Raw genomic sequence first — 17504 nt, forward strand, 5'->3', positions numbered from 1 at the left:
ATTTCTCAATAATAAAATGAAGAGAAAAGCATGAAGAAGTAGAATGCATTCATTTATAATAGACTTAAATTAATTAATATAATTAATTGTTAATTTTGTTATATTAATTGGATAGGAGAGAATGTTATGGCAAATGTACTCGTAATAAATTTCCCTGGGGAAGGTCATATTAATCCGACTTTAGCTATTGTAAGTGAGTTAATTCAGCGAGGGGAAACAGTTGTTTCTTATTGTATTGAAGATTATAGAAAGAAGGTTGAAGCAACAGGTGCGGAATTCCGAGTGTTTGAGAATTTTCTCTCTCAAATTAATATTATGGAACGAGTAAATGAAGGTGGGAGCCCTTTGATGATGCTATCTCATATGATTGAAGCATCAGAGCGTATTGTTACTCAAATTGTAGAAGAAACAAAAGAGGAAAAATATGATTATTTAATATATGATAATCATTTTCCAGTAGGACGTATTATAGCGAATATTTTACAATTACCAAGCGTTTCATCTTGTACAACGTTTGCTGTTAATCAGTACATTAATTTTCATGATGGGCAAGAATCGAGACAAGTAGACGAAATAAATCCATTATATCAATCTTGTTTAGCGGGAATGGAAAGATGGAATAAGCACTATGGAATGAAATGTAATAGTATGTATGATATTATGAACCATCCTGGTGATATTACGATTGTATATACTTCAAAAGAATATCAGCCGCGTTCAGATTTATTTGATGAATCGTATAAATTTGTAGGTCCATCAATTGCTACTCGAAAAGAAGTGGGGAGTTTTCCTACCGAAGATTTAAAAAATGAAAAAGTGATTTTCATTTCTATGGGAACAGTTTTTAATGAACAACCTGCTTTGTATGAAAAATGTTTTGAAGCGTTTAAAGATGTAGATGCGACAGTCGTATTAGTCGTTGGTAAGAAGATAAATACAAGTCAATTTGAAAATATCCCGAAAAACTTTAAGTTGTATAATTATGTCCCGCAATTAGAAGTTTTACAGCATGCTGATGTATTCGTGACACATGGTGGTATGAATAGTTCGAGTGAAGCGTTATATTACGGTGTTCCATTAGTTGTAATTCCGGTAACAGGAGATCAGCCATTCGTTGCAAAACGATTGACTGAAGTAGGGGCAGGCATAACACTTAATCGTAACGAGTTAACTTCTGAATTGTTACGTGAGACTGTAAAGAAAGTAATGGATGATGTGACGTTTAAGGAAAATAGTCGTAAAGTGGGAGAGTCGCTTAGAAATGCTGGTGGATATCAAAGGGCAGTTGAGGAAATATTTGAATTAAAAATGAAGCCGTACGTAAAGATTAAATAGATGTTAGAAACACACTTACTTTTAATTTGTAAGTGTGTTTCTAGTATTACGTGTTACATAAAAATAGCGATAAAGGTGAAACTTTTTTGTATATAAATCGATACCTTTGAATTAGTAGTAAAATTACGTTAAAATAATACTAAGAAAATATATAAGTTTTGGGGGTAATGAATGAAGAAAGTATTTGAATACGTATTATTAACAATGGGCTCAATTATAGTAGCAGGTTCATTAGAGCTTATTTTAGCACCTAATGGATTAGTAGATGGCGGGGTAACGGCTATTGCTATTATGGCAAATAAAGTCGCAGGATTGCCGCTTTATGGTGTGTTCTTAGGAATTAATATCCCAATTTTATTATTTACTGCAAAAGTAATGGGAAAGAAATTTTTTATCCGTACATCTTATGCGAATGTAGTTACAACACTCGGATTAATTTATTTAAAACCATTTCCAGCAATTACGACTTCTGAGTTATTAATTGTACTTTATGGTGGAGTGCTGTTCGGAATTGGTGTTGGGATTGTTGTTAAAATGGGTGGAGCAATTGACGGTTCGGAAATGTTAGCAGTTTGGATGAATAAACACTTTAATGTACCGATTAGTACATTTTTACTTGCAGTAAATGCAGTTATTTTCATCTTTGTTGCCATTTTATTTTCAATCGAACAAGCGATGTTCTCATTAGCCATTTTCTATATTGTTACGAAAATGATTGATTTTATATTAGATGGTATAAATCAAGGTAAGAGCGTTATGATTATTTCTGGTAAGAATAAAGAAATAGGCGATTTACTTATGAAAGAATTGCAACTATCTGTTACGTATCTACATGGAGAAGGTGGTTTTTTAGGGGAGCATAAGAGAATCATTTATTGCATTACAAACCGATTCATTTATCCGAAAATGAAAGATCTCGTTCTCTCTGTAGATCCAACCGCTATAATTGAAGCTTCTTATTCAACAGAAACGACTGGTGTGAAACGTCCGGGAAGGAAAGCTAGGTCAGGTGAATAACTAGCAGAAGGCTGTCCAAAAAGTTATTTTGGAACAGCCTTCTTTTTTATTTTGTTGAATTGTTAGTATGTTACAAGTTAAACCCACTGTTAACAAGTTTCCTTGCAACTAGGGAACCAAGCGTTTTTCAATAATATAGCCAACGTTTCAATTTTATTTTCTGGAATGCTACCAAAACCGAGTAATACGTATGATTCCTTACGTAAATCATTCACGAAATCATATGGAGAAAGCGGGTATAATTTAACGCTTTGTTTTTTAGCGGATTCAATCAGTTCGTTTTCATTCATACTGTTATTTACACATAAAACAATATGAAGTCCAGACTGTTCGCCAAGAATTTGAACATTAGCCCCCATTTCTTTCATAATGGATTTTACTAACGTATGATGTTTTCTTTTATATAGTGTACGACTCCGGTTAAGATGACGTTCCCAATTCCCGCTTTGTATAAAGTTAGCAAAAGCAAGTTGTTGTATTGTAGCGACTGTTTGTTTAAAAATTCCATGCAGTTCTTGATATATTTTTAAAAGATGTGGTGGTAAAACAACATATCCCATTCGTAAAGAAGGTAAAAAAGATTTTGAGAAAGTCCCCATATAAATAACGCGTTCATTTGAATCAAGACTTTGCAAAGAAGGAATCGGCTTACCAGCGTAGCGAAACTCACCGTCATAGTCATCTTCAATAATGTATCCGCTGCAATCATTAGCCCACTTTAACAATTCTGTTCTTCTAGATAAAGGCATAATAATCCCGAGTGGAAATTGGTGTGATGGTGTAACGTATGCGACATTGGCATTTGTATTATATAAGCTAGAAATATCAATACCTTTTTCATCCAATGGTATGGGATGAATTTGTCTATCACAGCTTTTAATGATTGCGTGTATACGGTGAAATCCAGGGTTTTCAATGCCGTATTCTTTTGTAGGGCCAAGCAGTTGAAGTAGTAGCCAGAGAAGTGGCTGCGTTCCGGCACCGATCACAATTTGATCAGGTGAAGAATGTACACCGCGAGAATGATATAAATATGTTGATATATGCTCTCGAAGAGCGAATTCACCTTGAGGGTCTTCTTTGGCAAATAGTGCATTTTCGTATGTAAGAATGGATTCTTGTAATGCTCGTTTCCAATTTGTAATCGGAAATGTATTTTGATCAATAAGCCCTTGGCTACAATCATATTCGAATTTTTCGTCTATTAAATTGCTCGTCTTCATTGCTGCATTTCGTTTTTTGTTTGGGATAACGTCAATATCGAAATTTGCTACAAAAATACCCCGTTTCGGTTTACTTTCTACATAACCTTCAGCTAATAATTGTTGATAAGCTGATTCAACAGTAATGCGGCTAATATTAAGTTGTGATGCTAAATTTCTGTGTGAGGGTAGACGTGTGCCGACAGAAATAGTCCCTTGTATAATTTCAGCTTTAATATATTCGTAAATTTGCAAGTAAATAGGTGTGTTACTTTGTAATTGCAATGGGATAGTAAAATCCATATAAAACTCTCCTTTAAAACTGGCCTTATAAAAAATACTTAAACTGTCACTTAAGTAAAGGGCAGTTACTTTCTATAATAATGATATAACATTTAGAAAATTAAATAAATAGTTAGGGAGAGTTAAAAATGAATGTTAAAGAAGTAGTAACGGAAGAGCAATTACATGAAGTATTACCTGTTTTACAGCAATTAAGAACGAAACTTTCAAAAGAGGAAACAAGCTCTTTATTTCGAAATATGAAAGAAGAAAATTATAAATTATTTTCGCTGCGTAATGAGGAGGATGAAGTTGTTAGCCTTGCAGGTGTAGCGATTTGTACGAACTTTTATAATAAGAAGCACGTTTTCGTATATGACCTTGTAACGGCAGACGCACATCGTTCAAAAGGACATGGAAATGTATTACTTTCGTATATAGAGAACTGGGGAAAGGAAAACGGATGTGAATCTATCGTCCTCACATCAGCATTTGCAAGAATTGATGCGCATCGTTTTTATGAAAGAGAAGGGTATGATAAGGTGAGTTATTCTTTTCATAAAGAATTATAAATAATAAGAAGAAGCTGTCCCGCAAAAGTTGGGAACAGCCTCTTCTTATTTTTTAAGTTATTATTAAACCGTAAATAGGTTGTAAGTTATGGTATATGTATTTGAAAAGGTTATATAGTGTATTTTGTCGAATTGTTTTAATTTAATAAAGAGAATGATTGGAGCGCTTATACTTGAAGAAAATAAAGAAACTATCAATCCCTAATGATGCTAGAGTTATCGTCATATCTGATATTCATGGAGAATTAAATCTTTTAAAAGAAGCACTACATAAAGTTAACTTTAAAGATGAAGATTATTTAATTATTAATGGAGATCTTTGCGAGAAAGGACGAGATAGCGTAGGTGTAGTAAACTACGTTATGAATCTTGTAAAGAACAATTCAAAGGTTTACGTTGTTGAAGGAAATTGTGAAGTTTTAGTTGATGCTCTTCTAAATGAAAATCCTCGTCTTATTAATTATTTATGTACGAGAAAGCATTCGATTTTTAATGAATGGCTAGAGCAATTGGATTTTTCAGTTCATGAAGGCACTTCAATTCGTGAAGTGAGAGAAGCATTGCAAAGTGAATTTTCACAAGAAATACATTGGCTAACGGAGTTACCGACAGCGATTGAAACAGAAGATTATATTTTTGTGCATGCCGGGCTAGAAGATAGAGTAGATTGGAAAGAAACAGAGCGCAAAAATGCGATAGCAATGCCAGAGTTTTTTTATAAATCACATAAAGCAAATAAGTATGTAATAGTTGGTCATTGGCCTGTCGTGAACTATTCTGAAGAAGCACCGTCTAACAATCCAGTTATTGATGAGGAGAAAAAAATTATTGCAATAGATGGAGGAAATGCAATTAAAGAAGCAGGACAATTAAATGCATTTATCATTCAGAGGAAACAAACGGGCGATACGTTTTCTTATACATATGTAGACTATTTTCCAGGGTACGAAGTAATAGCGGATTTTAATGCGAATTCAGAAATGCAGGGCGGAGTGACATATCCGTATTATTACATAGAGCCTATCGAGAAGATGCAAGATTACACAATATGTAAGCAAAAGGAAACAAATAAATTACTCACTGTAAAAAATGAATACATGAAACAACTTGAGTCAGGTGAATATACAGTGAAAACTGATATTTCTTGTGCGCAAATAAGCGTTAGAAAAGGAGATATCGTTTCTCTCATTGATGGTAGTTGTTCAGGATATGATTTAATTAAAAAAGATGGTGTAGAGGGGTGGATAGAGAAAGGCATTTTGCTTGAGCTGAAATAGGAGGGATGTAACCTCCTATTTTTTATTGCCTATTTTGCGCCTTCGTACTTCAATTAACCTTTTAAATTAGTGGACTGCCTGCTGTCTTTAATAAGTAAATAAATCGTACTCGGTAGAATGATAAGCGTCATTCCTAAAAGAATTGCTAGTATGCCATAACCTCTATAGGGAGCAGAAACGCTAAAAGGAAGTATCGCTAAAAAAATCCCTGCTATCATCATTGAAATACTACTGATATTTGAAGCTCTTTTTTCGAGGTGCTTATCATTCCATTCTAATGAAACGGTTGATTTAGTCGTATCAATTTTGGAACTGAAATAACCTATTAATATAAATAAAAGCCCTAATGCTAAAAATATGAAATGATCAAGAGGAAGTGAAAAGCCAAGAGCGATGAGGGTAATGACAATATCGACAAAAAATAAGAATAGTAACATTGTGTTGCCGATCCAATGGAGAAATTTCTGGTTACTCGCTGCTTTAGATAAAGCTAAAAATACAAAGAATAAGAAGGAACATATAATTATATTTACGATTACAAAAGTGCTTTTATCCATTGTTGATGTAGGCGTTCCATTGAAGTCCCATTTCGTAACAATATTTGATGGTAAGAAGAAATATAGAATAATATTTGTCGTAATAATAGTGAGAAATAAAGCAATACTAAATTGATTATTCATTGAATCACCAGCTTTCTAAATCAATAATTGGTATCTTATAACAAAATTATACAATATAATATATGATATTAGTTTTGATTTTTCTGAAAAAATATTATAATTATATATGAAATAAAGGTGAATGCAGGAGGGAATTATGCAAAACGTTGTATTAAAGGGGAAGAAAGTTACAATTCGTACAATAGAAGAATCGGATATAGAAACATTATGGAATATCATATTTAAAGAAGAAAGCCCAGAATGGAAGAAATGGGATGCGCCATATTTCCCGTTCTCAATGCAAGAATACTCTTCCTATAAAGAGAAGATGCAAACTCGTTTGAAAGAAGAACCACTGTCAAATTTAATTATAGAAAATAACGGTCAAATCATTGGGACAGTCGGGTTTTATTGGGAATATAAACCGACGCGTTGGTTAGAGATGGGGCTTGTGATTTATGACCCAACATACTGGAATGGTGGATACGGTACAGAAACATTGACATTATATAGAGATTTGCTATTTGAAAAAATGGAGATTGGTAGAGTAGGAATCACGACTTGGTCTGGCAATGAACGAATGATGAAAGTAGCGGAGAAAATAGGAATGAGCTTAGAAGGTAGAATGCGAAAGTGTCGTTATTATAAAGGAACATACTATGATTCTATTCGAATGGGAATGATTCGTGAAGAATGGGAAGCACTATGTGTAACGAAGGGGTGAGAAAGACTGTACGCTATTATTGCTACATTTGATCGTGTATTTACTAATAAAATTACAGAACTGCAAAATGAATTAACGAATATAATGGGAACAAATCAATTAGCTGGAGTAGAACCTCATATCACGATTGCGGATTATAATGAGTTAGATGTTCATTTGTATACGGAGAAACTAGGGGAGTTTGTAGCTATTCAAGAAAATATGGACGCAGTAACTTTTCCTTCTGTTGGAATTTTTCCTACTAATGGAACGGTCTTTCTAGCACCGATTGTTACCGATGAATTGTTAAAACTTCATCATTCTTATCATGATTATTTTTAAAATTTTCATGACAATCCAAATTCATATTACGTACCGGGAAAATGGGTTCCGCATTGTACGATTGCAAATAGATTACATACAAAGCAGTTTTTAAGTGTAATGGAATATATTTATGAAAAATTTGATTTTGCAACAGCTTCAATTGAGAAATTAAAATTAATTAAGGTGAATTATAAAAATGGTTCTGCCATTTCTTCTAGTATATTAGCAGAATATAATTTAAAGAGAATGGAGACATCGAGATGACATATGTAATTAGAGAAATGAAGCAAGAAGACATTCACGCTGTACAATCAGTAGCAAAAATAGCTTGGCATGATACATATGAAGGCATTATTCCAAGAGAAATTCAAGACAGTTTTTTAGACGAGGCATATTCTGATGAAAAAATGAAATATCGTCTTAAAAATACACATTTATTCGTTGCGGAAGAAGAGGGAGAAGTAATAGGATTTGCTAACTTTTCACCTGTTAGACTACAAAATGAAGCGGAATTAGGTGCGATTTATTTGTTACCAGATCAGCAAGGAAAAGGGATCGGAAGTGCTTTATTACAAAGAGGGATTAAGGAATTAAATGGGATACGTAAATTGTACATACATGTAGAAGCAGCAAATAAAAAAGGAAAACGCTTTTATGAAGCGAAAGGTTTTGCTGAATTAGAGCAATTTGAAGAAGACTTTGAAGGACATATGATGCAGACAGTAAGGATGGTTTTATACGTATAAGGAGGACTAGCAATGAAAATTTTTGATTTTAGTGAAAAGTAGGAAAGCACATATCAGTATTTCAATCTAATTTCATAATGTCGAAAATAGTAAACCATCAAGGAAATGTACATATCGGTGCTATGCATTTACACGAGAATGGAATCATCGGTAATCATGAAGCAGTTGTATCTCAACTGCTTCTTATTGTGGACGGAGCAGGATATGTATGTGGGGCAAATAAAGAAAAGATAAAGGTAGAGGCGGGACAAGCTGTGTTTTGGGAGAAGGGAGAGCTCCATGAAACAAGTACAGAACAAGGATTAACGGCAATTGTTATGGAAGCGGAGAATCTTGAACAAGGGATAGTAATGCCTATTATTCAAGGGGAGTTGTAAAAAATGATAATTAAGGCGAATCAAGAAGATACCAATGAAATATTAAAATATGCGGCTCAATCGCTTTTTGAAGGGACGAGAGGGAATTGTCAATTAAGTACCGAGAAAGCGATTGAAATTACAAAGCCGATTGTAGAAAAAGGAGCATATTATTTAATCATTAAAGAAGAAAATAAAGTAATGGGATGGATATTAATAGGGGAAAATACAGACTATTTTTCTCGTGAAAAACTTGGATTTATATATGAATTGTACGTTTTCCCAGAATATCGCGGGAGAGGATTATCGCGAGAACTGATGGAAGCTGGTATTAAGGAATTAAAGGAGAAATATTCAGAAATTAGGTTGAATGTATTTGCTGGGAATTTTGCAAAAGAGATGTACGAAGAGTTTGGGTTTGTTGAAAGACAGGTAATTATGACTTTGAAGTGAGTATAATAGTCTGAATGAGGGAAGCGAAAGCATGAGAAAAGAAAATGAGTATGTATAAAAGCCGATTTTAAATCGGCTTTTAATTATCGATACATCGTCTATTCTTATATTTTCTATGTTATTGCCATATAGCCTACCTAAAAAGATTGCTCTTATTACTTTTGTTTTAATTATAGGAGCTATTTCATTGGGGGCGAATAAAGTGGTAGGACGAATACATAACAAATTTAAACAATAATAAAGTTTGAAAAAGGATAGAGGTAATTCAATATTAATTAGGGAAAGAAACGGGATTATACGTTAGAGATGGTTATAGGATAGGTGATACCAATAAATTGAAGGATTAAGAGAGGGGCATATTAATATGCAATCATTTAAGGCCGGAAAATATATTACATATGTTGCAGTTGCGATACTTCTTATATTTGCTATGTTATTGCCATATAGCCTACTTAAAAAGATGGCTCTTATTATTTTTGTTTTAATTTTAGGAGCTATTTCCTTAGGGGCGAATAAAGTGGTAGGACGAATACATAACAAATTTAAACAATAATAAAGTTTGAAAAAGGATAGGGATAATCCACTATTAATTAGGAAAAGAAACGGGATTATACGTTAGAGATGGTTATAGGATAGGTGATACTAATAAATTGAAGGATTAAGAGAGGGGCATATTAATATGCAATCATTTAAGGCCGGAAAATATATTACATATGTTGCAATTGCTATATTACTTGTAGTCGCTATTATGTCTCCTTATGAATTACCTAAAAAGATTGGCTTTATTATAGGTGTTCTTATTTTAGGGGTATGTGCACTTGGTACTAATAAACTTTACGAACGGATATTCCTTATATGGAAGATATAACTGTAACTCAAAAAATGCACGATTTTAGTAGTATTGTAGGTTATGATGAGTATACAGCCAAGGTAGCTGCGGAATATAGTTCGCGCAAGTATGAATTGCTTTTAGAGAAAATTGATGTTCCGGATATTATTCCGTATTTCAGTGATCACGATATAACAATCCGCTTAGAATTGGGAGTAGGGACTTATGGGTATAAGCTTCACATGGGTCAAGAGAAAGGTTTTTATGCATCATACGAAGGTTTTGGAGGAGGTTTTTTCTTGAAACCTGAAAAAAAGGAGTAATCACACATGTTTAAACAAGGACGTATTTTGATGTATATTTTTACCGCGGTTTTATTTTTTTCTTCATTCTTTTTTCCGCAGCCAATGGAAAAAAGGTTTTTAACAGCTATTGCAGCATTGATTATTGGTGGAATAGGTATTGGAATTTCCTATCTATTAGAAATTTTGAGTAACAAGTCGAATATATCTAAAAAGAACGGAGAATGACGATGGAGCTTTTCCCGATTGGTTCAGTTGTGAAGCTAAAAGATCTAAACCAACCTGTTATGATTATTGGAAGAATGGTCATTTCAGCAGATAAACTTGATTTTGATTACGTAGGGGTTCTTTATCCGGTTGGTTATTTAGGCGATGAAAAAGTGTTATGCTTTAATCATGATAAGATTGTAGAGGAAATACATAGAGGGTATTTGAATGAGAGTGAATTAATTTTACGTGAGAGATTAGTAGAATTGTAAAAATATTGAAAAATACATATTGATTTTAAAAATACGATAGGGGAAACAAAATGGGAAAGATAATGAGAACTATAGTAATCATTGGCATACTTGTTCCTCCAGTGCTGCTGTGGAGTGCACCTGGTATTCCTTTAAATGATAAACTGCTGTTTACAGGTTTACAACTAACTGTAGGATTCACCACAGTAGTAGCGTTAGAGATTATATTTAAAAATCGAAAAAAGAAGAGGGCAAAATAGAGATAGATTGTATGGAATAACAGCTGAAAATATGTAACATGTATTATTAATCGTTTTACTTGGGAGGTGACCTACTGGTTGCCTCTTTTAACGTTATGCTTATAGTTTTATCTGAAAAAGAAAAAAGGAGCAATCAAGCATGTTTAAACAAGGGCATATTTTAATGTGTACTTTTACCGCAGTGCTATTTTTTCTTCCTTCTTCTTTCCACAGCCAATGGGGAAAAAGGTTTTAACAGCTATTGTTGCTCTAATTATTGGTGGAGTAGGTATTGGAATTTCCTATTTATTAGAAAATTTCAGTAGCAAGTCGAAAAATATATCTAAATAAGAAAAGAGAATAACGATAAAGCGTTCCTAATTGGTTTAGTTGAAAAGATAAAAGATTTAAATTGTTTTTTTATGTTATAGAAATTAACAAGCGTTAACAAGTAAATACGTAGTATATCATATAGTAACGGCAAGCGGAGTACATGTGAATAGATATTAGTTAAGAAGAGGCTACTTATAATAGGCAGCCTCTCCTGCGTGTATTATGCATTATTATCGATACATCGTCCACATCCCAATGTCTTTAAACCCTAGTCGTTTATAAATACGTCCAGCAGCTGGATTGTTATAAAACAAACAAAGCGTTCGGCCTTCATTCGTAAAGTCTTGAATCATTTTTTGTAATATGAGCGAAGCGTATCCGCTTCCGCGATAATTCGGATGTGTACATACGCCAACTACCATAGCGGATAATGAATTTTCAGCGGAAGTAGAGGCGGATGCAATAATAGCACCGTCTTTTTCAATATAATATGTGCGTCCTGTATTTGTTTTGAGAGCTTGTCTTAATATTTTCTCTGATTCATTAGCAACTGGAAATTCAGCAATGTTACCTCGCAATTGCATAATTCGCTCTACATCATCTAGTGTGGCAAGTTTAATTGTTTCTTGGATAGGCGTGCTAGGTAAGTTGTTGTCATTTAGACATTCGCAAAAATACATTTCATTTTTGGCGCCTAATTGTAGACTTGGAGAAGTTTCAAACCTTTCTACAATAGTTGACTTGCCAGAGAGTTTAAGCGGTTTATATGCGGAAAGAAGTGCCTCATAATCAAGGGTAACAAAGTCTTCTTTACTATATGGTATAAATGAATCGTGGAATCGGAGTAGAATTGATTTTAATGTCCCATTCTCTTTAAATACTCCCCATAATTCTTGGAAATCTGTGTCATAACCGAAAGCTTCAATATCTCCAATAATAAACAAGTTAATGGCTGCTTCTTCTTTTAGGTAAGCGAATACTTGTTCATGATCTTTCTTTGTTAATTTTCGCATCATAAAGAATCGACCTCTTTTTTTATTTTTCTAAATATTACAACTTAAGTTTTTTGAAATCAATATAAAATTTTATGTTTAGTTCACAAACTTTCGGAAAAACTAGGAAAGATATGACAAAGGAGGTTATGAACGGTGGATCATCCAATTCAAGGGTTAATGAAAGCAGCAATGGAAAATTTAAAAGAAATGGTTGATGTAAATACGATTGTTGGAGAGCCTGTTCAAACGGCTGACGGTGGTGTGGTGTTAACGGTTTCTAAAGTAGCGTTCGGTTTTGGAGCAGGAGGTTCTGATTTCCAAACGAATGATAGACAAAGAGCGAACGGTAACCCTGCATTTGGTGGCGGTAGCGCGGGTGGTGTTTCGATTACACCAGTAGCATTTCTTGTGGTGAATAAAGATGGAGTAAATATTCTTCATTTACAAAATGCGACACATTTAGCAGAAAAAATGATTGAATTAGCTCCACAAACAATTGATAAAATTCAATCGATGTTCCAAAAAGAAGAAAAGAAAGAGGGAAATCATCATCCTCAAAACCCTGATGAAATCCTTTAAAAACGCCTGCTTATGAGCAGGCGTTTTTTCTTGTAATCACTATGTAATAAAACACATGAAATTGTAAATAGTTTTTGAAGTTTTTTCTATGTTTCTAAAATTTTTCATGTTAAAATATGCTATAGAATTGAAACATATAAAACGAAGGTGGCTAGGTGCTTTGTCTGGAGGATCTGACCAAGTAAAGAATATGATATATATTAATGGTAATCGTCGAGGTCATTGTTTTATTACATCAGGAATTACGTTTAAAGAGTTTGCGAGTAACATCCCTTCACCGCTTCATCAAGTGTTGCTTTTGAAGCACAACTTTGAATGGACGGATTTTCATTATCATACTTTATTTGAATATGTTGAGGAAGAAAATATACATAAGTTAATTCAAGCAGAGATTGATGAATTTGATGAATTTTGTTGGGTAGATTTTGATGATGCAAGCGATTTAGATGAATTAGAGCCGAAAGAAATTGCAGAATTATTATATTTGGCTCACAAAAAAGAACCACTTGCAAGAACATTCTTTCCGTTACTGAAAAATAGATTTGTTTATTTTTCACATGATGACGGATGGTACAACAAAGTGTATTATCGTAGAATTGCCGATTTTGTAGGAATGTTAAGTAAAGTCATTCCGTATAAACTCGGTGCTTTCGGTAAGAAACGTTTTTCTTTCTTCCAAAAATCAAAAATTTTCCCAGCAATTTCAAAAGAATTGATTATGGGACTTATTCCACTAATGGAAGATGGTCTTTACATAGATCTAGCAGGGAAGATTGAGTCAAGAAGAGGTCTTGAAATTCCGGTATATGTAGTTGGTTCGTATGAAAGTACGGATGAGGTGCTAGATAATATCGATGAATTGAAAGAGGAAGCAACAGAAACAGGTTGGCTCATTTTTGATAAGAAAGAACAAGAGTGGCAATGGGTTGTTGACTAAGAAAACTTGGCGCATGAAGTCAAGTTTTCTTGTCATTTGAAAGGAGTACAAATGAAGAAATATTATACAATTGTGGGTATTGTAAGTATTATTCTCGTGGCAATATTACTTATAACTTGTCCGAAAGAATCAGATTTTAAAGTGTATGTAGAGGATAAGTATGCGTTGAATTGTAATGAGAGTAGTTTTGAATGCACGCAAAATGTAGATGGTAAAAAAGAAAAACTACAATTTGAAAGTACAGATGCACGAAATGGTGTATTCTTTATGACTGTAAAGCAAACATTTAAAACAGAAGCTGGTGTTTCAAAAGAATATAACGGAGTAGGAATGTTTGGTACATTTCTTTTTGTTTCAGAGAAGACTTTCTAGTAATAGAAGGTCTTTTTTTTATGCTTATGTTCATATAGATGAAGTAAGACAAGCATAGGAGGGATAGCGATGAAGAACACATGTATCGTTTGCGGTGGTGAGGAGTTTTTTTCCTCAACATTATATGCACGTACGAAACAAGATTGGGCATATGCACCAAACATGTATCGGTTTGAAAAAGTATTTATTGAGCATAGGGATGAAGAAAATTATCCAGTGTTTCAAGAAATTACAGCGAAACATTGTTGTGGATGCGGTCATATTATGTTGTATCATGAATGAACACACCAAGTATAACTTGGTGTGTTTTTTTAAAACGCTGACAAAGCAAGCGGATAAAGTAAAGTAAATAAAACAGAAAAACTACCAAAACCAATTGCTGTATATCCAAGTGTTCTTGCTCCGAAATTGACAGCTAATAGGCCAACTAAAATTGCTAGGGAGCCGAGCGTAACTGGATAAAAAGCAATGGAGAATAACGAAAGAAATAAAGCGACATAGCCTACCATTGCGCCGGTATTTGTACCTTCTATCTCATTTGCAATTTCTTTACGCTTATGTCTAATTGGAATGCCAGCTGGTGATATTTCAGCAGCATACTCTTCGTTTTTTTCACCACTTTTAAAATGATGATTTCTCTTTCTTCGCATGTACATCCCTCTCTTTCAATTGGGTGTACCTATAGTATCTTTCATAAAGAGAAGAACATGAGTATGAGTTAAACCCAAGTAAAGCAAAAATTGGAGAATACGTATTCCATCGTTAACATATCCATTTCCTATTGAAGATAAAGTGCGGGATTTTTTCCATCACGACTGATTATCAGCCAGCAACAATTGGATTTTTATGAGCAGTTCTCTCCCATTAACTGGTCCGCATCCATTGAATTCTGAGGTAGGTGTCTTACTGCAAGCGGGATAAAACAGGAATTTTGGAAAATGATGTAGAATGAAATGAATGATAATACGTGAAGGTAGGGGAATGTATGACAACATTTAATTGGCATGAATCAGCAGAGAAGAAATGGGATAGTAGTGCGGAGTTTTGGAATAAAAATAGTCAGGAAATGTGGGATAGCGGGAGTAGGAGCACAATTATTCCGTTTTTTGAACAATACGTAAAGAAAGAAGCACAAGTGCTCGATGTTGGTTGTGGTGATGGGTACGGTACATATAAATTAAGTAGCGCAGGCTATAAAGCAGTGGGAGTAGATTTATCGGAAGTGATGATTCAAAAAGGTAAGGAGCGCGGAGAAGGACCAAATTTATCTTTTATAAAAGGAGATCTTTCTGCATTACCATTTGAAAATGAGCAATTTGAATCAATTATGGCAATTAATTCTTTAGAATGGACGGAAGAGCCATTACGAGCGTTAAATGAAATAAAGCGTGTGTTAAAGAAAGATGGATATGCATGTATTGCAATTTTAGGACCGACAGCAAAGCCACGAGAGAACAGTTATCCTCGCTTGTATGGAAAAGACGTTGTTTGTAATACGATGATGCCTTGGGAATTTGAACAGTTAGCGAAAGAACAAGGTTTTAAAGTTATAGATGGCATCGGCGTATATAAGCGCGGAGTAAATGAGAAGATGTTAGGTCAACTACCTACAGAGTTACAACAATCGTTAACATTCTTATGGGTATTTATGTTAAAAAACGTATAAAGAAATGAAAGAATTTTTAGGAGGTAAATAAGTGCAGAAAATACAAAAAACTGATACAATATCATCAGAACCAATTAAAGGGGGACTAGGGTATATGACAACTACTACAACAGTGAAATCCGATATTGAAATCGCACAAGAAGCGAGTATGAAGAAGATTCAAGAAATTGCAGCTGATTTAAATATTTTAGAAGATGAATTAGAGCCATACGGGCATTATAAAGGTAAGTTATCTCTCGATATTTTTAAGCGCTTACAAGATGAGGAAGACGGTAAAGTTGTTTTAGTAACAGCAATTAACCCAACTCCAGCTGGAGAAGGTAAATCAACAGTAACAGTTGGTTTAGGTCAAGCTTTTAACAAAATTGGTAAGAAAACAGTAATTGCACTTCGTGAACCATCTCTTGGACCGACGATGGGATTAAAGGGTGGAGCAGCAGGTGGCGGTTTTTCACAAGTCGTACCAATGGAAGACATTAACCTTCACTTTACTGGAGATATCCATGCGATCACAACTGCCAATAACGCATTAGCAGCGTTTATTGATAATCATATCCAACAAGGAAACACACTTGGAATTGATACGCGTAAAATTGTTTGGAAACGCTGTGTTGACTTAAATGATCGTGCCCTTCGTAACGTAGTAATTGGTCTTGGTGGACCTGTACAAGGTGTACCACGTGAAGACGGTTTTGACATTACAGTCGCATCTGAAATTATGGCCGTATTCTGCCTTGCAACAGATATTCAAGACTTAAAAGCGCGTCTATCTCGCATCGTAGTTGCTTATAACTTTGCAAATCAACCTGTAACGGTTAAAGATTTAGGTGTAGAAGGTGCGTTAACGCTATTATTAAAAGACGCATTAAAACCAAACTTAGTACAAACATTAGAAAATACACCAGCTATTATTCATGGCGGACCATTTGCGAATATTGCTCACGGTTGTAACAGTGTTATCGCTACGACAATGGCAGCAAAATTAGGTGATTATGTTATTACAGAAGCTGGATTTGGTGCTGATTTAGGCGCTGAGAAGTTTTTAGATATTAAAGCTCGTGCAGCTGGCATTAAACCAGAAGCAGTTGTTATTGTTGCGACGATTCGTGCGCTTAAAATGCATGGTGGCGTAGCAAAAGATCAATTAAAAGAAGAAAATGTAGATGCATTAGCAAAAGGTATGGAAAACTTACAGAAGCATGTTGAAACAATTCAAAGCTTTGGTGTGCCTTTCGTAATTGCAATTAATAAATTCATTACAGATACAGATGCAGAAGTTACATACTTACAAGAGTGGTGTAATGAGCGTGGCTATGCAGTATCCTTAACAGAAGTTTGGGAGAAGGGTGGCCAAGGCGGAGTTGACCTTGCTGAAAAAGTACTAAAAGAAATCGAAAAAGGTGAAAACAACTACGCACCACTTTATGGATTAGAATTACCATTAGAAGAAAAAATTCGTACAATTGCTCAAAAAGTGTATGGCGCAAAAGATATTGAATTTGCTCCGAAAGCACGTAAGCAATTAGCTCAATATGAAGGAGAAGGTTGGAGTAACCTACCAGTTTGTATGGCGAAAACACAATACTCTCTTTCTGACGATGCAACAAAATTAGGTCGTCCATCTGACTTTATCGTTACAATTCGTGAGTTAAAACCATCTATCGGTGCAGGCTTTATCGTTGCGTTAACAGGTACAATGTTAACAATGCCAGGTCTTCCAAAACAACCAGCAGCACTTCAAATGGATGTAAATGAAGATGGAAAAGCAGTAGGTTTATTCTAAAAGGTTGTAATTCATCTCGTTTATCTGTAAACTATATATACATCAAGTGGCGCCTTTCCATCGAAAGGCGCCTGTTTTTTGGAGG

23 protein-coding genes and 3 pseudogenes are annotated in these 17504 nt (G+C 34.3%); 22 read left to right on the plus strand and 4 right to left on the minus strand.

All coding sequences use genetic code 11. The features are described 5' to 3' along the window. Window positions 1-126 precede the first annotated feature (126 nt). Both ACO6VI_RS20085 and ACO6VI_RS20090 read left to right on the plus strand, forming a co-directional pair. A complete protein-coding gene (locus ACO6VI_RS20085) occupies window positions 127-1335 on the plus strand; it encodes a macrolide family glycosyltransferase (RefSeq protein WP_023521761.1) in 1209 nt (402 codons plus the stop codon). Window positions 1336-1506: 171 nt separating this feature from the next. After that, window positions 1507-2352, plus strand: coding sequence for a YitT family protein (locus tag ACO6VI_RS20090; protein WP_023521762.1), 846 nt, complete (start codon window positions 1507-1509; stop codon window positions 2350-2352). 89 nt (window positions 2353-2441) lie between these two features. Here ACO6VI_RS20090 and ACO6VI_RS20095 read toward each other — a convergent pair whose 3' ends face one another. Then, complete coding sequence (locus ACO6VI_RS20095; protein ID WP_078993384.1) at window positions 2442-3857, minus strand: PLP-dependent aminotransferase family protein; 1416 nt, start codon at window positions 3855-3857, stop codon at window positions 2442-2444. A 128-nt stretch (window positions 3858-3985) separates the two neighbouring features. Here ACO6VI_RS20095 and ACO6VI_RS20100 point away from each other — a divergent pair, with 128 nt between their 5' ends. After that, entirely contained in the window at window positions 3986-4408 is a 423-nt protein-coding gene (locus tag ACO6VI_RS20100) for a GNAT family N-acetyltransferase (protein ID WP_001101119.1), read from the plus strand. A 173-nt stretch (window positions 4409-4581) separates the two neighbouring features. Further along, window positions 4582-5685: a metallophosphoesterase gene (locus ACO6VI_RS20105; RefSeq protein ID WP_422423914.1), complete on the plus strand. Its 1104-nt coding sequence runs from the start codon at window positions 4582-4584 to the stop codon at window positions 5683-5685. Window positions 5686-5738: 53 nt separating this feature from the next. On the opposite strand, the gene ACO6VI_RS20110 is transcribed toward ACO6VI_RS20105, so the two are convergent. Next, a complete protein-coding gene (locus ACO6VI_RS20110) occupies window positions 5739-6365 on the minus strand; it encodes a DUF1648 domain-containing protein (protein WP_422423916.1) in 627 nt (208 codons plus the stop codon). A gap of 136 nt (window positions 6366-6501) precedes the next feature. On the opposite strand from ACO6VI_RS20110, the gene ACO6VI_RS20115 reads away from it, so the two are divergent. The 12 genes and pseudogenes from ACO6VI_RS20115 to ACO6VI_RS20170 all read left to right on the plus strand — a co-directional run bounded on the left by ACO6VI_RS20115 (window position 6502) and on the right by ACO6VI_RS20170 (window position 11105). Next, entirely contained in the window at window positions 6502-7068 is a 567-nt protein-coding gene (locus ACO6VI_RS20115) for a GNAT family N-acetyltransferase (protein WP_001181849.1), read from the plus strand. A 6-nt stretch (window positions 7069-7074) separates the two neighbouring features. Then, window positions 7075-7635: pseudogene (locus ACO6VI_RS20120) on the plus strand (2'-5' RNA ligase family protein). After that, on the plus strand, window positions 7632-8117 hold the full coding sequence (locus ACO6VI_RS20125; RefSeq protein WP_063547113.1) for a GNAT family N-acetyltransferase: 486 nt from the start codon (window positions 7632-7634) through the stop codon (window positions 8115-8117). The pseudogene ACO6VI_RS20120 and the gene ACO6VI_RS20125 overlap by 4 nt, the downstream one beginning before the upstream one ends. 12 nt (window positions 8118-8129) lie before the next feature. Further along, window positions 8130-8494, plus strand: a pseudogene (locus ACO6VI_RS20130) (cupin). Between the two features lie 3 nt (window positions 8495-8497). Beyond that, window positions 8498-8926: a GNAT family N-acetyltransferase gene (locus ACO6VI_RS20135; RefSeq protein WP_000584237.1), complete on the plus strand. Its 429-nt coding sequence runs from the start codon at window positions 8498-8500 to the stop codon at window positions 8924-8926. A 364-nt stretch (window positions 8927-9290) separates the two neighbouring features. Beyond that, a complete protein-coding gene (locus ACO6VI_RS20140; protein ID WP_001190441.1) occupies window positions 9291-9479 on the plus strand; it encodes a hypothetical protein in 189 nt (62 codons plus the stop codon). Between the two features lie 126 nt (window positions 9480-9605). Continuing rightward, the gene (locus ACO6VI_RS20145; RefSeq protein ID WP_003270359.1) at window positions 9606-9794 is read left to right on the plus strand and encodes a hypothetical protein; all 189 of its coding nucleotides are present in this window, start codon (window positions 9606-9608) and stop codon (window positions 9792-9794) included. Beyond that, on the plus strand, window positions 9782-10078 hold the full coding sequence (locus tag ACO6VI_RS20150) for a hypothetical protein (protein WP_422423918.1): 297 nt from the start codon (window positions 9782-9784) through the stop codon (window positions 10076-10078). The genes ACO6VI_RS20145 and ACO6VI_RS20150 overlap by 13 nt, the downstream gene beginning before the upstream one ends. A gap of 6 nt (window positions 10079-10084) precedes the next feature. Next, entirely contained in the window at window positions 10085-10285 is a 201-nt protein-coding gene (locus ACO6VI_RS20155; protein WP_000476183.1) for a hypothetical protein, read from the plus strand. 2 nt (window positions 10286-10287) lie between these two features. Next, window positions 10288-10536, plus strand: coding sequence for a DUF4176 domain-containing protein (locus ACO6VI_RS20160; protein WP_000418713.1), 249 nt, complete (start codon window positions 10288-10290; stop codon window positions 10534-10536). Between the two features lie 50 nt (window positions 10537-10586). Continuing rightward, window positions 10587-10775: a hypothetical protein gene (locus ACO6VI_RS20165; protein ID WP_000516417.1), complete on the plus strand. Its 189-nt coding sequence runs from the start codon at window positions 10587-10589 to the stop codon at window positions 10773-10775. A 139-nt stretch (window positions 10776-10914) separates the two neighbouring features. Then, window positions 10915-11105 (plus strand): annotated as a pseudogene (locus tag ACO6VI_RS20170) (hypothetical protein). Window positions 11106-11317: 212 nt separating this feature from the next. On the opposite strand, the gene ACO6VI_RS20175 reads toward ACO6VI_RS20170, so the two are convergent. After that, window positions 11318-12103: a GNAT family N-acetyltransferase gene (locus ACO6VI_RS20175; protein ID WP_000984746.1), complete on the minus strand. Its 786-nt coding sequence runs from the start codon at window positions 12101-12103 to the stop codon at window positions 11318-11320. 132 nt (window positions 12104-12235) lie between these two features. Between ACO6VI_RS20175 and ytfJ the strand changes: the two genes are divergently transcribed. The 4 genes from ytfJ to ACO6VI_RS20195 all read left to right on the plus strand — a co-directional run bounded on the left by ytfJ (window position 12236) and on the right by ACO6VI_RS20195 (window position 14252). Further along, a complete protein-coding gene (gene ytfJ, locus ACO6VI_RS20180) occupies window positions 12236-12661 on the plus strand; it encodes a GerW family sporulation protein (protein ID WP_078993379.1) in 426 nt (141 codons plus the stop codon). A gap of 160 nt (window positions 12662-12821) precedes the next feature. Beyond that, window positions 12822-13598, plus strand: a complete 777-nt coding sequence (locus ACO6VI_RS20185; protein WP_000014087.1) for an oxalate:formate antiporter — start codon at window positions 12822-12824, stop codon at window positions 13596-13598. A 51-nt stretch (window positions 13599-13649) separates the two neighbouring features. Then, entirely contained in the window at window positions 13650-13970 is a 321-nt protein-coding gene (locus ACO6VI_RS20190; protein WP_098033291.1) for a hypothetical protein, read from the plus strand. A 69-nt stretch (window positions 13971-14039) separates the two neighbouring features. Beyond that, the gene (locus tag ACO6VI_RS20195) at window positions 14040-14252 is read left to right on the plus strand and encodes a hypothetical protein (protein WP_000798747.1); all 213 of its coding nucleotides are present in this window, start codon (window positions 14040-14042) and stop codon (window positions 14250-14252) included. 29 nt (window positions 14253-14281) lie between these two features. Here ACO6VI_RS20195 and ACO6VI_RS20200 read toward each other — a convergent pair whose 3' ends face one another. After that, window positions 14282-14620 (minus strand): hypothetical protein, encoded by a 339-nt coding sequence (locus ACO6VI_RS20200; RefSeq protein WP_001253201.1) that lies wholly within the window; start codon window positions 14618-14620, stop codon window positions 14282-14284. 335 nt (window positions 14621-14955) lie between these two features. Between ACO6VI_RS20200 and ACO6VI_RS20205 the strand changes: the two genes are divergently transcribed. Together ACO6VI_RS20205 and ACO6VI_RS20210 are read left to right on the plus strand one after the other, a co-directional pair. Next, complete coding sequence (locus tag ACO6VI_RS20205; RefSeq protein WP_000206577.1) at window positions 14956-15636, plus strand: class I SAM-dependent methyltransferase; 681 nt, start codon at window positions 14956-14958, stop codon at window positions 15634-15636. A gap of 94 nt (window positions 15637-15730) precedes the next feature. Then, on the plus strand, window positions 15731-17419 hold the full coding sequence (locus tag ACO6VI_RS20210) for a formate--tetrahydrofolate ligase (protein WP_422423965.1): 1689 nt from the start codon (window positions 15731-15733) through the stop codon (window positions 17417-17419). Window positions 17420-17504: the final 85 nt, after the last annotated feature.

The organism is Bacillus sp. PSXD-155, assembly GCF_049310765.1.
GTDB classification, from domain to species: Bacteria; Bacillota; Bacilli; order Bacillales; family Bacillaceae_G; genus Bacillus_A; species Bacillus_A cereus.